Annotated in this window: 13 protein-coding genes; 4 read left to right on the top strand and 9 right to left on the bottom strand. The window is 66.6% G+C overall.

Going from position 1 to position 14,329, the window contains the following annotated elements; translation table 11 throughout:
• The first annotated feature begins 2 nt into the window (after positions 1–2).
• Positions 3–1,208, top strand: coding sequence for an NAD(P)/FAD-dependent oxidoreductase (locus M1248_RS14260; protein ID WP_317148750.1), 1,206 nt, complete (start codon positions 3–5; stop codon positions 1,206–1,208).
• On the top strand, positions 1,209–1,811 hold the full coding sequence (locus tag M1248_RS14255) for a hypothetical protein (protein WP_317148749.1): 603 nt from the start codon (positions 1,209–1,211) through the stop codon (positions 1,809–1,811). It abuts the gene before it with no gap.
• 39 nt (positions 1,812–1,850) lie between these two features.
• Here M1248_RS14255 and M1248_RS14250 read toward each other — a convergent pair whose 3' ends face one another.
• Genes M1248_RS14250 through M1248_RS14235 form a run of 4 tightly spaced genes read right to left on the bottom strand, consistent with a single transcriptional unit; the run spans position 1,851 to position 9,023 of the window.
• Positions 1,851–3,314 carry an acetyl-CoA acetyltransferase gene (locus tag M1248_RS14250; RefSeq protein WP_317148748.1) on the bottom strand — a complete coding sequence of 488 codons (1,464 nt, stop codon included), beginning with the start codon at positions 3,312–3,314 and terminating at the stop codon, positions 1,851–1,853.
• Positions 3,314–5,656 carry a CaiB/BaiF CoA-transferase family protein gene (locus M1248_RS14245; RefSeq protein WP_163728446.1) on the bottom strand — a complete coding sequence of 781 codons (2,343 nt, stop codon included), beginning with the start codon at positions 5,654–5,656 and terminating at the stop codon, positions 3,314–3,316. The genes M1248_RS14250 and M1248_RS14245 overlap by 1 nt, the downstream gene beginning before the upstream one ends.
• Positions 5,653–6,528, bottom strand: a complete 876-nt coding sequence (locus tag M1248_RS14240) for a TIGR03619 family F420-dependent LLM class oxidoreductase (protein ID WP_317148747.1) — start codon at positions 6,526–6,528, stop codon at positions 5,653–5,655. Before M1248_RS14240 ends, M1248_RS14245 begins: the two co-directional genes overlap by 4 nt.
• A gap of 29 nt (positions 6,529–6,557) precedes the next feature.
• Positions 6,558–9,023: a phosphoketolase gene (locus M1248_RS14235; RefSeq protein ID WP_163728453.1), complete on the bottom strand. Its 2,466-nt coding sequence runs from the start codon at positions 9,021–9,023 to the stop codon at positions 6,558–6,560.
• Between the two features lie 220 nt (positions 9,024–9,243).
• Between M1248_RS14235 and M1248_RS14230 the strand changes: the two genes are divergently transcribed.
• The gene (locus M1248_RS14230) at positions 9,244–10,011 is read left to right on the top strand and encodes a CPBP family intramembrane glutamic endopeptidase (RefSeq protein ID WP_163737180.1); all 768 of its coding nucleotides are present in this window, start codon (positions 9,244–9,246) and stop codon (positions 10,009–10,011) included.
• A 15-nt stretch (positions 10,012–10,026) separates the two neighbouring features.
• On the opposite strand, the gene M1248_RS14225 is transcribed toward M1248_RS14230, so the two are convergent.
• The gene (locus tag M1248_RS14225) at positions 10,027–10,617 is read right to left on the bottom strand and encodes a CGNR zinc finger domain-containing protein (protein WP_317148746.1); all 591 of its coding nucleotides are present in this window, start codon (positions 10,615–10,617) and stop codon (positions 10,027–10,029) included.
• Between the two features lie 121 nt (positions 10,618–10,738).
• On the opposite strand from M1248_RS14225, the gene M1248_RS14220 reads away from it, so the two are divergent.
• On the top strand, positions 10,739–11,230 hold the full coding sequence (locus tag M1248_RS14220; protein ID WP_317148745.1) for a hypothetical protein: 492 nt from the start codon (positions 10,739–10,741) through the stop codon (positions 11,228–11,230).
• Here M1248_RS14220 and M1248_RS14215 read toward each other — a convergent pair.
• From M1248_RS14215 to M1248_RS14200, 4 genes are all read right to left on the bottom strand, one after another.
• Positions 11,227–12,246, bottom strand: coding sequence for a zinc-binding alcohol dehydrogenase family protein (locus M1248_RS14215; protein WP_163728461.1), 1,020 nt, complete (start codon positions 12,244–12,246; stop codon positions 11,227–11,229). The genes M1248_RS14220 and M1248_RS14215 overlap by 4 nt on opposite strands.
• A 15-nt stretch (positions 12,247–12,261) precedes the next feature.
• Positions 12,262–12,567, bottom strand: coding sequence for a GlsB/YeaQ/YmgE family stress response membrane protein (locus tag M1248_RS14210; protein WP_163728464.1), 306 nt, complete (start codon positions 12,565–12,567; stop codon positions 12,262–12,264).
• Positions 12,568–12,679: 112 nt separating this feature from the next.
• The gene (locus M1248_RS14205; RefSeq protein ID WP_174262035.1) at positions 12,680–12,898 is read right to left on the bottom strand and encodes a hypothetical protein; all 219 of its coding nucleotides are present in this window, start codon (positions 12,896–12,898) and stop codon (positions 12,680–12,682) included.
• Between the two features lie 276 nt (positions 12,899–13,174).
• Complete coding sequence (locus tag M1248_RS14200; RefSeq protein WP_163728471.1) at positions 13,175–14,218, bottom strand: alanine and proline-rich secreted protein Apa; 1,044 nt, start codon at positions 14,216–14,218, stop codon at positions 13,175–13,177.
• Positions 14,219–14,329: the final 111 nt, after the last annotated feature.

The following is a 14,329-nucleotide window of genomic DNA, read 5'->3' as shown; positions in this document are numbered from 1 at the left end:
GCATGACAACGTCGTCGACATTCGCCATCGTGGGCGGCGGCCTCGCCGGAGCGAAGGCCGCAGAAGCATTGCGTGACAAGGATTTTGACGGGCACATCGTGCTTTTCGCCGCAGAGGAGCACCTGCCGTACGAACGTCCCCCGCTGTCGAAGGAGTTTCTCCTCGGCAAGAAGCAGTTCGGCGAGTTCACCGCCGCGTCGTCGGCGTGGTACCGCGACCACCACGTCGAGCTGCAACTCGGCACCGAGGTGTCCGCGCTCGATCCCGATGGCCACACCGTGTCCCTGCCCGACGGCACCACCGTGGGCTACGACAAGCTTGTGTTGGCCACCGGGTCCACTCCCCGGCGGCCCCCGATTCCAGGCGCCGACGCCGAGGGCGTGCACTACCTACGCACCATCGACGATGCCCAGGCGCTGAACTCCGTTCTGGCAGAAGGTGCTTCGCTGGCGATCATCGGTGCGGGATGGATCGGCCTCGAAGTCGCCGCAGGGGCCCGCGATCGGGGCGCAGCCGTCACGGTCGTCGAAACCGCAGAGGTGCCGTTGATGGGCGCTCTCGGCCGCGAGGCCGGTGAAGTATTCGCCGCGATGCACCGCGACCACGGCGTGGATCTGCGACTTGGCACCACTGTCGACGAAATCACCACCGCCGGAGGCAAGGCAACGGGGCTCAAGCTGGGCGACGGTTCGACCGTCGCCGCCGATGCCGTTCTGGTCGCGGTCGGCGCGACAGCCAACATCGGGCTGGCCGAGCAGGCGGGCCTGGCCACCGGGAACGGCGGCGTTCTCGTTGATGCGGCGTTGCGCACGAGCAATCCGGATATCTTCGCCGTCGGCGATATCGCCGCCGCCGAGCATCCGGTGTTCGGTACTCGCATCCGCACCGAGCATTGGGCGAACGCGCTCAAACAGCCCGCCGTCGCGGCCGCGGGCATGCTCGGAAAGCCGCAGGAGTACGCCGAACTGCCCTATTTCTTCACCGACCAGTACGACCTGGGTATGGAATACGTGGGGCATGCGCCCGACTACGACCGGGTGCTGTTCCGCGGCGACGTGGCAGGCCGCGAATTCACAGCGTACTGGCTCGATGACGCGAACCGGGTGCTCGCGGGGATGAACGTCAACATCTGGGAAGGGCTCGATGACATCAAATCGCTGGTCCGGTCGCGGGAACCGGTCGATCCGGAAAAGCTTGTCGGCGCATAGGTGAACGTCCGCACCCTTTCGGTGGCGCTGGCGGCCGTGGTGACGCTGGCCGCGGGTTGCTCGGGAGGCACCGTCACCGACACCGACGAATCATCCACGGCGCTTCCCGCCGGCACGCCATCACCATCGACCCCACCGCCGAGCAACGCGCACTTGGCGAATGCATTCGATTACGTCGCCCACCCGCCCGCCGGAACGAGCTATTACTTCACCTCCCCCAGCGGAAACTGGGCGTGCGCGATCATTCCGCGGGACAAGGTGGGATGTCAGTCCACCGCGAACTGGCCATCAGCCATGGGCATCACCGGCGCACCGGACTCGGTGCCCGGCTCCGACGGCGACGCCGCGACACCGAACGCACTTGTCATTCCACGCGACGGCGACGCACAGTTCGTTGCGCTGGAGGAACCGGAATTCGCGCTCGATCCCGGACCCGCGAAAGTCCTGCCGTTCAACAGAATCCTGGCCGCAGCCGGATTCCGCTGCAACGTACAGGAGGCGGCGGGTGTCTCATGTCTGAGCGAGTTCAGCGACAAGGGCTTCACGTTCTCCGCTGACGGATTCGTGCCGCAGTACACCGACGTGCCGGTGGGGGCTCCATAGTCACGAGAATCGAAGCGCTGCTGGCCGACCTCGACTAGCTCACAGCAGAGTCGCGGTGCCGTCCTGGTTGACCTGAACCTTGGCCCCGGCGATGTCCTCTCGGACCGTCACGTCGACATCCTCGGGGATCACGGCGAGCGCACGCGCATCCTCGGGTGTGCGCACGGCGAGGAAGGCCTTCTCCGGTGATCCCTCTCTGTCGAACGGCGTCGTCCACGATTCGACGGTGCCCACCCCCGACCACTCGACCACGGCCTCGCGGGTGGGTTCGCGGTCAACGGCGTCTTGTACGTCTTCCCAACGGAATTCGTGGGCCGGCGGCTCCGTCCCGTACACGCCGAAGCTGTGCTTGGTGAGGTAGCCGCCGTTGGCCGTGATCAGGCCGCGCTGGCCGGGGTTGGCGACCAGGCGTTCGGCCATGGTGGCGATCGAATGTGTCACGTAGTTGTTCCACGGCCCGCCCGCGAAGGTGAGCCCGCCCGTCACGGTCAGGGGCCGGGAGGGGTCACCGCTCGGCAGGCCGAGTTCGTTCGCCGCCACCTGCACGGCGGAGGGAAAGCACGAGTAGAGGTCGATCAGCGCCACGTCGTCGATACCGGCACCGGCCAGCTCCAGCGCGCGGTTGCCCGCGATGCGGATGGCCGGTGAGGTGTGGAACTCGGCGCGATTGCTGATCGCGTAGGTGTCGTGCGCGTCGGTACCCGCGTACGGGAAAACCCAACGGTCGCGCGGGATCTGCAGATGGTTGGCCTTCTCTACCGACGTCAGCAGCAGCGCCGCACCTTGGTCCACCATGTTGTTCGAGTTCATCAGCTTGGTGTACGGCCAGCTGACCATCCGGTTGCTCGGACTGGGTTCGGCGATGTCGTCACCGGACAGCGCCTCCCGGCTCCACGCATACGGATTCGTCGCGGCCACCGCGCTGAACTGCGACCAGAGTTCGCCGATGCGGCGCCGGTGCTCGTCGGAGGATTCGCCCGCCGCGATTCGCAGCGCCTGCTCGAACATCGGATAGACATAGGCGGGCCGGTCCAGCTTGATCCGGAGATCCGAGGGGCCGGCGAGTTCGATGCCTTCGTCGGAACCTTCGGCGATCGGTACGGAGTCGTCCTGGCTCGTCCAGTTGAGCTTGCGCCCGGCCTTGCGGACTCGGGAACGGGTGCGCCACGTCTCGGCCCCCGCGATCAGCACGACCTCCGACCGGCCGGCCTGAATGTCCAGGCACGCCTTGTTGACCAGTGTCTGCGGCACGTTACCGCCGATGCCGGTGTACCGCGTCGCGGCACCCTCGGCCCGAATGCGCTGTGCGAGTAGCCGTCCCGGATCACGGTAGCGCCAGGACAGCAGGTTGACCACGCGCACGGCGTCGACGGCCGCCAGCACGCGCGGGTCGGCGGCGGCGCGGGCGGCCGCCTCCATCAGGTCGACCGGTTCGACGTCGGGGTTTTCATCGTGCTGGTTGACCTGACCATAGCCGATCAGCACCGGCGTCCGCGGATCCATCATGGGCTCCCTTGTCGAGTGAAAAGCACGCCGTCGGCGATGAGCCGATCGGTGTCCTCGGCGCTCAGTCCGAGCACCTCCTGGCAGATCTGGCGGGTCTGCTCCCCCGGCATCGGGGCGGGCCGAAGTTCTGCGGCGGGAATGCCGGTGTAGGGCGCGGGTCCGGTCTCGCTGAGCATCGGCGCATCGAACAACGGATGCGCCATCTCGACGTAGAGCCGCCGGAACGCCACCTGCGGGTCGGTGGGTATGTCCACCGCCCGGTTCATCGGTGCCGCGGGAATACCTGCGGCTTGCAGGGTCTCGGCGACATCCGCCTTATCGCGGGCATGCGTCCACTCCGACACCGCAGTGATGAATGCGGCCCGCTCCTCGGGAAGGTCACGGCCGATGACCGTCGATAGCGCCGCACGGTCGGCCTGCGACCGAACAGAGATGACACACCATTCATCGTCGCCCTCGCACGGATAGACGCCATGGATTGCCTCGGCCTCGGTCACCGACACCCCTGCGGTACGTGCCGCCTCGGCGACGTATGCGGTGGCGAGCTGGTTGACGGCCGCCTCGGCCTGCGGAATGTGCACGTGCGCACCGATTCCGGAGTGCTCGCGGCGAATCAGGGCGGCCAGCGCCGCGACCGCGGTGAGCCTGGCGGCGACATGGTCGGGGAAGACGGTGGTCGCGTCATAGAAGCTGTCGGGTTCGGCGTCTTGGGAGGTCCACAGCCAGGTGACACCTGTCGCCGCACGCACCAGCGGGCCGTAGCCCATCCGGTCGCTCCACGGACCGGTCACCCCGTATGCGCTGCTTTCCGCCAGCACGATGCGTGGGTTGATGGCTCGCAGCTGTTCATACGAAAAGCCGAGCGACTCAAGTGTTCCGGGCTTGAAATTGGCGAACACGGCGTCCGATTCCGCGACCAGACGGCGAAAGAGCTCGGCCCCTTCGGGATGCCGCAGGTCGAGGCCGAGACTCTGTTCGTTGCGGTGCGTCAACGCCCACGACCGGCTCATCGTCATGCCCGGCGCCGTCTGCCGAAGGCCGTCGGGATAGGCGGCGCTTTCGACCTTGATCACCTCGGCGCCCAGGTCGGCGAAAAGCCGGCCCAGCTCGCCGCCCGCGACGATCACCCCGAGGTCGAGAATGCGCAGGCCGTCGAACGGGCGCTGCACATCGACGTCGCGGCGCTCAACGGTGAACGCGTCTGCCGCCCAGGCGGGATCGTCGGTTCCCAGCTTCGGCGCCGGGCGCTCCAGCCCGGCGCGGCGGCCGTCGACGATGACGGCGCCGACGGGAACGGCCACCCTCACGTCATCGGAGATCGCGACATCGGTCAACGCCCCGACGGCGCGAAAGTGCTCCGATGTCAGGGTTTCAGCCGCGGTGAGGACCGCGGCCACCGGCACTCCCCGCGCTTGTCCACCGGCAACCAGCGTGTCCATCGTCTGCGACGCGAACAGTTCGGCGATCGCGGCGTTGAGTTCGCGCGACGCGGCGTAGCGGGCCGCAATGGTGTCGAACTTGGGATCGGCGAACTCCTCGGGTTCGCCGAGCCAGCCACGCATTCCGCGCCATTGGCGAGCCGACAGCAGGCAGATGCGAACGTGGCCGTCCTTGCACGCGAAGATCGGGTAGATGTGCTGATTGCGCGGTCGGCCCCGCCACAGCTCACCGGCGGACTTGAGGCCGACGGCAGCCTGGCCCTCCGATCCGAACGGCGGATCGAGCGACTGAAGCACCCCCTCGTACCGCGAGAAGTCGATGTAATCGCCTCTGCCGTCGCGCAATCGGCGGTAGAAGGCGGCCAGCGCCGCCCAGGCGGCCTGCACCGCGGCCGTCCCCGACGCCACGCCCTCGGGCGGCAGCACCGGCCTGCCCGTAGTCGGCCCTGTCCGTGACAGAGCGGTCGACATCGCATACAGCACAGCGTCGGTCGCCTGCCGCGAACTGTATGGACCGGTGGCGCCGAAGTCGGTGACCGACAACGTCACCAGGTGTCCGAACTGTTCGGCCAGCGCGGCGGCCGATGTTCCGAACGCCGCCGCTGTTCCCGTGTTTCCGCTGTCCACGACGATGTCGGCGGCACCGGCCAACGCGGCGAGTCGCCGCCGACCGTCGGCGCTGTCCGGGTCGAGCACCGCGCTGCGCTTGTTCGCGTTGTTCATCGCGAACGCGATGCTTTCGCCCGCGATGGCGGGCAGCGCGCGACGGGCCGCGGTTCCGTCGCGAAGTTCGATCTTCAAGACGTCAGCACCCAGGTCCGCAAACAGCCGGCCGACCCCATCGGAAGACGCGCCGCCCAAATCCAACACACGCACCGACGCGAGCAATCCACCGCTCATGAGGCCAGCAGCCGTTCGACCCAGTCGAGATGGGAGTCGGTGGTGGTGGCGACATATATCAGGTCGACGAACACATCGGGATATCCGTTGTCGGCCAGCACCTTCACGGCCTCAGCCACCGACTCCACGGACGTGTCCTCGGCGACGTTGATCCGGACACAGGCGTCGATCGCCGACGGATCACGTCCGGCCGCGCGGGCCGCGTCGTCGATCTTTTTCCGCTGCCAGGCCAGCATGTCGAGGTTCACCCCGCCCGGCACTTGAACCACCGCCATCCAGCCGTCGGCACGCTCACCCACGCGCTTGAGTCCGGCCGAACTGAACGCACCCAGGTAGATCGGGGGTCGCGGTTGTTGTACCGGTTTGAGATTCACCCACGATGCCGGGATGGACCAGCGTTCCCCTTGGCGGGCAACAGGACTGGTTGTCCACAGTTGCTCCAGCGCGTCCAGCAGCTCGTCGAGTTGTGCACCGCGACGGCGAAACGGTGCACCAGCAGCCTGGTACTCCTCGGGCGACCAGCCGATGCCGAAACCGGGTATCAGGCGCCCGCCGCTGACCACGTCCAGACTGGTGAGTTGCCGGGCCAGCTGCACCGGCGGGTACCACGGGGCCACGAACACACTGGCCCCAAGGCGGGCTCGGGTCGTCGCGGTCGCGGCCACCGCCAACGCGATGAACGGGTCGATACCGGTGCGGAACTGCCCGGGGATGGTGTCCTTGCCCGCGTATCCGACGGTCGGTTGCACCGCGGCCAGCAGCCGGTCCCCTACCCAGAGGCTGTCGGCGCCGAGCTCCTCGGCCGTCGAGGCGAAGCGGGCCAGCTCAGCGTAGGCCGCCTCCCCGAATTGCGGCACCGCGAATCCCAGCACGACCGACAGGGTAATGCGTGCATTCGCGACTACTCGTTGTCGCCTCCGGTCGACGAGGTCGCATCGAGGTTCGACTGCCCCGCCAGCCCGCGCGCGTCGGGCCACACCCAGTCACGCACCTCGGGCAGATCATCGCCGTGCTCGCGGGTGTATTCGCGGGCGGTGATCCGCATGTCGACCATGCGCTGCCGCAGCGTCGCACACCGCGACCGCAGGGCCGGCACGCGGTCGATCACGTCCATCACCAGGTGGAACCGATCGAGGTCGTTGAGCATGACCATGTCGAAGGGGGTGGTGGTCGTCCCCTCTTCCTTGTAGCCGCGCACATGCACGTTGTTGGCGCCGTCACGGCGATAGATGAGCCGGTGGATCAGCCACGGATAACCGTGATAGGCGAAGATCACCGGCTTGTCCCGAGTGAAGATCCCGTCGAATGCGCGGTTGGACAGACCATGCGGGTGCTCGGTGTCGTCCTGCAGGCGCATCAGGTCGACGACGTTGACGAAGCGCACCTTCAGGTCCGGCAGGTGTTGTCTGAGGATGTCGACCGCCGCGAGACCCTCCAGCGTCGGCACGTCACCGGCGGTCGAGATCACGACGTCGGGGTCCGTGCCGAGTTCCTCGCTGCCCGCCCATTCCCAGATGCCCAGTCCTCTGGTGCAATGCGCGATCGCCTCGTCCATGGTGAGGAAGTTCGGGTGGGGCTGCTTGCCCGCCACCACCACGTTCACATACTGCCGGGAACGCAGGCAGTGGTCGTAGGTGGACAGCAGGGTGTTCGCGTCCGGCGGCAGGTAGACCCTGACGATCTCGGCTTTCTTGTTGACCACGTGGTCGATGAAGCCGGGGTCCTGATGACTGAAGCCGTTGTGGTCCTGGCGCCAAACATGGCTCGATAGAAGGTAATTCAGGCTTGCGATGGGCCGGCGCCATGGTATGTGGTTGGTGACCTTGAGCCACTTCGCGTGCTGATTGACCATCGAGTCGACGATGTGGATGAAGGCTTCGTAGCAGTTGAACAGACCGTGTCGGCCGGTCAGCAGGTATCCCTCGAGCCAACCCTGGCACTGGTGTTCGGACAACATCTCGACGACGCGCCCGGCTCGGGCGAGATGCTCATCCACCTCCGGACCGACGAAGTCGGCGTTCCACTGTTTGGCGGTTGTATCGAATACGGCCTGGAGACGATTCGACGCGGTCTCGTCGGGGCCGAATATCCGGAAGTTGTCGGGGTTCAGCCGAATCACTTCCGTCAGCCACTCACCGAGCACCTTGGTCGCCTCGGCGATGGTCGCACCCGGGGCCGGCACATCCACGCCGAACCTCCGGAAGTCAGGAAGCCGCAGATCCTTCAACAACATTCCACCGTTGGCGTGTGGATTGTCACTCATTCGCAGCGTGCCTTCAGGTGCGAGTTCGGCGATGGCGGAACGGAGTTTGCCGTCATCGTCGAACAGCTCGTCGGGCCGGTACGAGCCCAACCAGTCGGCCAGCACCTGCAGGTGCTCGGGAGTGTCGCGGGCGCTGGCCAACGGAACCTGGTGTGCGCGCCAGGATCCCGTGGTCTTCTTTCCGTCGATGTAGTCGGGTCCCGTCCACCCCTTGGGTGTGCGGAAGACGATCATCGGCCACGCCGGCCGCCGCTCGTCACGCTCAAACGCCTTGGCCTTGATCTCCGAGATCTCGTTGAGCACCTCGTCGAGCAGCGATGCGAACCGCCGGTGAACATCGGCGATGTCGTCGTCCTCGGTCGCCTCGAAGAAGTACGGATGGTGCCCGTAACCGATCATCAGGCTACGAAGTTCGTCCTGAGATATGCGCGCCAGAACCGTCGGATTCGCGATCTTGTACCCGTTGAGATGCAGGATCGGCAGCACCACACCGTCTTTGGCGGGGTTGACGAACTTGTTCGAATGCCAACTCGTCGCCAGGGCCCCGGTCTCGGCCTCGCCGTCCCCGACGACAGCCGCGACCAGCAGGTCCGGGTTGTCGAACGCCGCGCCGTAGGCGTGCGAGAGCGCATACCCGAGTTCGCCACCCTCGTGGATCGAGCCCGGCGTTTCAGGTGCGACGTGCGACGGGATGCCGCCGGGGAATGAGAACTGGCGGAACAACCGCCGAATGCCCTCGGTGTCCTGGGTGATATCGGAGTACACCTCCGAGTAGGTGCCGTCGAGGTAGGCGTTGGCGACCAGTCCGGGGCCGCCGTGACCGGGCCCGGTGACGTACAGGGTCGACTGCTCGCGCTCCTTGATGACCCTGTTGAGATGTGCGTACAAGAAGTTGAGACCCGGCGTGGTCCCCCAGTGGCCGAGCAGACGGGGTTTGACGTCGTCGCGGGACAGTGGAGTTTCCAGCAGCGGGTTGGCCAGCAGATAGATCTGGCCCACGGACAGGTAGTTGGCAGCACGCCACCAACCGTCGATTTGGGCGAGCGTCTCGTCGCTCAGCGAGTGCAGCTCAGCGGAATGCCAATTGTGCGCCAGCGTGGTCATCGCATGGTCCTCCTGTGGCGTCGCGGTCGGTTTCCAATACCCATCAAACGCCTGCAAATCACGGTGTGCCCGACGAGCGAGACTTGTTCACCCACCGGCTACGAACACCCGCACGCGGATGTCTTCCATAGTCAGGGGTCTTGCTGTCTCAGCAGGCACTCAGCGAACACCGGTAGAATCGACAATTGTGTCCGATCAAGCGCTGTCGATTCCCCGGTCGCTGCGCTCCTGCCCGCCGGACGTAGCCGAGCAGCCGCACCCGCTGATCGAACAGTTGTCCGCAATTCATCATTTCCGGATCTACGCGGATATCGCCGTGGTGGTCGTGGTGCTCGCGCTCACCAACCTGATAGCGCACTTCACCACCCCGTGGGCCAGCATCGCGACGGTGCCCGCGGCCGCCGTCGGACTGCTGCTGCTTGTGCGGTCCCGCGGCCTGGGCTGGACCGAGCTGGGCCTGGGCCGGGAACACTGGAAAACAGGCGCGGGCTATGCCCTGGCCGCGGTCGCGCTGGTGCTCTCGGTGATCGCGATCGGCGCACTGTTGCCGTGGACGCGGCCGATGTTCATGAACAATAACTACGCGACGATCTCGGGCGCGCTGATCGCGTCGATGATCATCATTCCGCTTCAGACGGTCATCCCCGAGGAGCTGGCATTTCGCGGCGTATTGCACGGCGCACTGGACCGCGCCTGGGGCTGGCGCGGCGTCGCCGCGGCCGGCTCACTGCTCTTCGGACTGTGGCACATCGCGACCTCATTCGGCTTGACCAGCAGCAACGTTGGCTTCACCCGCCTGTTCGGGGGCGGCGTGCTGGGTACGGTCGCCGGCGTGATTCTCGCGGTGGCGGCGACAGCCTTCGCCGGTTTCGTGTTCACCTGGTTGCGTCGGCGCAGTGGAAGCCTGATCGCGCCGATCGCTTTGCACTGGTCGCTCAACGGTTTGGGCGCGCTCGCCGCCGCCCTGGTGTGGCATCTGTCGACCTGACTGACGCCTCGCCGGTCAACCATTCACCTTTCTGCGCCGTGCCCTGAATTCGCGGTTCTTGAGCTTGTTGCCGCACGCGGACATCTCGCACCAGGTGCCGCCGTGGTTGCGGGATCTGTCGTAGAACGCCCACCGGCATTCGTCGTTCGCGCAGACCTTCAGGCGTGCCCAGCTGCCGTCGAGTTGTGCGTCGCGAATGATCAACACCACACCGACCAGGCGCTCGGCCACGGAATCGCCGACGGCCGTGAGTCGGACGAGCCCGTCGGCATCGAACTCGGCGCGCGCGGCGCCGCCGGCGGCCACCGCACGAAGGGGCGCAAGCTCGGCGTCGGTCGGCGAGGGCCCACCGCCGTTGCGCACAAGCAGGGCGCGCAGCGCCTCACGGACATCGCGCAGCAGCTGCAGATCCGCGCCATCGAGGGCAGCGTCGGATGCCATCAGCTCGTTGTCGATCAACCACGGCCGGGCATCGTCGAGATCGGCGAGGCGGTCTGGCCCCGAAGGCAGCTCCACTGTGTTGACCAGCGCCTGAACCCGAAGCAGCGGGCCGGGCGCCGGCTTGGATTCGGCGTCGGCCAGCCAACTAGTCGGTTCGGCAACCACAGTTCACTGTAACCCTTGCATGACCGGTATATCAAGTTGACTGGTCATGCATGACTGTTGTAGCGTGTTAGAAGGTCACACGAAAGGTCAAAGCCGCAATCCGGCAAAGAGGTAGATATCCATGGCTGACAACAAGATTCCAGCCGATGTTCTTTCCAGTTCCGCCAATGTCCGCCCCGCCGCAGAGGCCGACGCGCTTCCACGGCCGTCGCTGCGGTCACGGTTGACCGCGCGACTGAGGGCCGACCGGTACGACCGGCTTCTTGCCGTCGGTGTGCCCGCACCCGAGGGCAGCGCGCTCGCGGCCCACGAGGCGCGGCTGACGTCGCCCGCCGAACGTGAGGCAATCGCACGGTCGCTGCGTGCGACGGTCGCCGATGCCCGCGGCCGCGGTCTCCTGCTGTCGTCTCGGGTGCCACTGAACGTCCCCAACATCGTCGCGGCCGAAGACGTCATCGATGCGATCACACTGCGATTGCATTCACCGCGGCCGGTGAGCGCGCGCGGGATGGCGCGGTTGCGCCAGATCCTGGGCGACGGAACAGGACCGCTCTATCGTTACGGGCGCGGCGATCTGCGGGGCCGGCTCGGCGCTGCCCTCGCCGCGCTCTAGACCACCAATACCGCGGCGCCCGAAATATGGCCCGCGCCAAGATCGGCAAGCGCATCGGCGGCCCGGTCCAGCGGGTACTGCGGTGTCGTCACCTCGAGGTGATGACGGCCGGCGAAGGCAAGAAATTCGCGGGCGTCGGCGCGGGTGTTCGAGGCGACCGACCGCAACTGACGCTCCTGGAAGAGATGGCGCTGATAGTTCAGCGCGGGAATGTCGGAAAGGTGAATACCGGCGACGGCCAGCGTGCCGCCGCGATCGAGCGCCTCGAGAGCCGGCAACACCAGATCACCCACCGGCGCAAAGAGAATCGCGGAGTCCAGCGCCACCGGCGGACTGTCGGCGGCGCCCTGTGCGGACGCGGCGCCCAGTGCCAATGCCAATTCTCTCGCCTTCTCGCCGCGGGTCATCACATGCACCTCGGCGCCCTGCGCGAGCGCCACCTGCGCGGTCAGGTGTGCGCTTCCACCGAACCCGTATATGCCCAGCCTTCCGCCTTCAGGCAGTTCGGCGCGCAGCAGTGCGCGATAGCCGATGATGCCCGCGCACAGCAGCGGTGCCAGTTCCACATCGGAATATCGATCTGGGAGCGGATGGGCGTAAGCGGCTGGGACAGTGGCGAATTCGGCGTAACCCCCGTCGGCGTCCCATCCTGTGTAGCGAGACTCCGGGCATAGGTTTTCGTTACCGCTCGTGCAGAATTTGCAGTGGCCACACGTGTTCCGCAGCCACGCGATACCGACTCGATCACCGACCGCGAACTCGCCGCCGTCTGTTTCCGGACCGACTTCGACCACTTCGGCGACTACCTCGTGGCCCGGGATCACCCCGCGGCGATGCACAGGCAGGTCGCCCTCGGTGACGTGAAGATCGGTGCGGCACACGCCACATGCCCGCACGGCGACGAGGAGCTCGCCCGTCGCGGGCCGTGGCACGTCGGCGGTGACTTCCTGCAACGGTCGACTGCTCATCGGGCCCGGCCGGTGAACTCGCCATGCCTTCATCGTCGGGGTGCCCATCACCTCATGGTGACGCTATGTCTTTTTCTGCACCAGACCGACGAGCCACAGCAGAATGACCGATCCGAGGATCGCGGTGAAGAAGGTGAACCACCATCCACCCTCTGCGGTGTCGAACCAGAAGCTCAGGAGGAAGCCGCCGATCAAGGCGCCGATGACACCGACGACGATGTTCATCAGGATGCCGGATCCGCGGCCCTTCACGATCTTTCCGGCGATCCAGCCCGCGAGCGCGCCGATGATGATGTAGCCGATCCAGCCGACGCTGGTCAGCGTCGTCGACCGTTCTGCGAGGAACTCACTAGCCGCAATGATGTCCATCAGGATCTCCCGCCTATCGCTGGCCGTGGCTCAGCGCAACCGCCGAGCCAACTCGAGATATACCGCACGTGGGTAACGATTCGAGGGCCACCGCGGTCAAGATCAGCAGTCTTCAAATGGGCGCCTGGGTGAAGCCGCGGAAGGTCAGATACCAGCGCACAACGACACGAAGGGGATAGGAGCGCAGATCCCCACCGAGAAGTACGGCGTCGGATCGCCGTTCCAGGCCGGCGGTGGTGGTGGCGGCGGAGGTGGAGGCGGCGGGGGCGGCGGAAGTGGCGCGGCGATGCAGGTGTTCGTCGGTGGGTCGTAAAGAGTTCCTACTCCGCACTCAATTGCGCTTCCCACCGCCGGCGACACCAGCGCGATACCTGTAAGCGACGCAAGAACCACCGCCACCCCGGCGGTCGCACGACAAATCGAGTTCAGCATGGAGGCTCCCTTACCCATCCCCGACCTCAGCTGTACTCCTGATCGTAGGCCGACCGGCGAATCAAGTCACCAAAATTGACGACCGCGAAGGTCGATGGCCGCTCTTCACTCGCCCGGCCGACCCGACGACGCAGTCACATCGCGTTGTGCCTGCGTTACAGCCAGTCCTGACCTGTCAGGCGGGCGGCAACATCCCCGGCGCAGCCTCCGGTGCCACTGGCACGGGGACTCCGACGCCCGCGGGTGCAGGTGGCGGAGGCGGAGCGTTCGGATCCGCGGGCGGCGGAGGCGGAGCGTTGGGATCGGCCGGCGGCGGAGGCGGAGCGTTCGGATCCGCAGGCGGCGGAGGCACAGCGACCGGCGGGGCGTAGGGCCGGATCGAGTTCGCCAGTGTGACGGCCTCGTCCCTCGGGATCGGGTTGGTCTCGGTTCCGAGCCAGACGACGAACCAGCGTTGCGGGGTGCGCTGACCGCGCGGTGTGCCAGGTTCGACCGGCTCACCAACCACGCCGGCCCAGATCTGCCCCGTGGGCTTGTTGGCGTCGGTGAACTTCACCTCGTAGTAGGAGGCAACGCCGGGCATGCCGTTGGCGTCGAGCGGAATAGTCTCCTGGTTCATGCGGGTGCCGGGGAAGGGCATGAAGAACTCGCCCATATCCGATGCCAGGCGCTGGGCCGCCTTCGTGTTGTCGGTCTCGGCGCCGGCGAACAGCTTCAGATCGAGCCGTCCGAGCAGCACGCTCGTATCGTTCGGCGGCTCCGCTCCCTCAGGCGCGATCTTCGTCAACAACGCTTGGCCGTAAGACAGCTGGGTGGAATCTGAAACCTTCCATCCGGCGGGGACCACGAAGCTCAGGCCGCCGGCGGCATTTTCGACGCGGCCCGGGTCGACGGGCGGCGGCGCGTTGGGATCCACCGGCGGTGGCGGCGCGTTCGGGTCCGCGGGCGGAGGTGGCGGCGCGGGGGCTCCGGGCGGGGCAGGTGGCGGCGCCGGGGCGCCGGGAGGCGGGGGCGCGGGCGCGCCTGGCGGAGGAGGCGGCCCCTGCATGAACGTGTTGCCGGTCGGTGGCGGAGGTGGCGGCGCCGGCGTCGGCTCCGGTTGCGCCTGCGCGATCGAAGGCAGTGTGAGCGCCACCGCGGTCGCACCGGTCACCGCCGCGATCATCAGCGACTTTGAGAGGCCCTTGCGGGGTTCGCGTAACGCGTCTCGCTCATCCATGGGGAAGAAAATACCGTGTTACCGCCGTGACGCAAGTGCGAGTTGCTCCAAATGTGCTTAATTGTGACATTGCTGAAACCTAAAAAGGTGCAGGTAGACAGCATTTTATAG

The sequence above is a fragment of the Mycobacterium sp. 29Ha genome, from assembly GCF_032883055.1.
Classification (GTDB): Bacteria; Actinomycetota; Actinomycetes; order Mycobacteriales; family Mycobacteriaceae; genus Mycobacterium; species Mycobacterium gallinarum.
The sequence above is the reverse complement of the archived record's forward strand: the minus strand, read 5'-3'. Positions and strand labels throughout refer to the sequence as shown.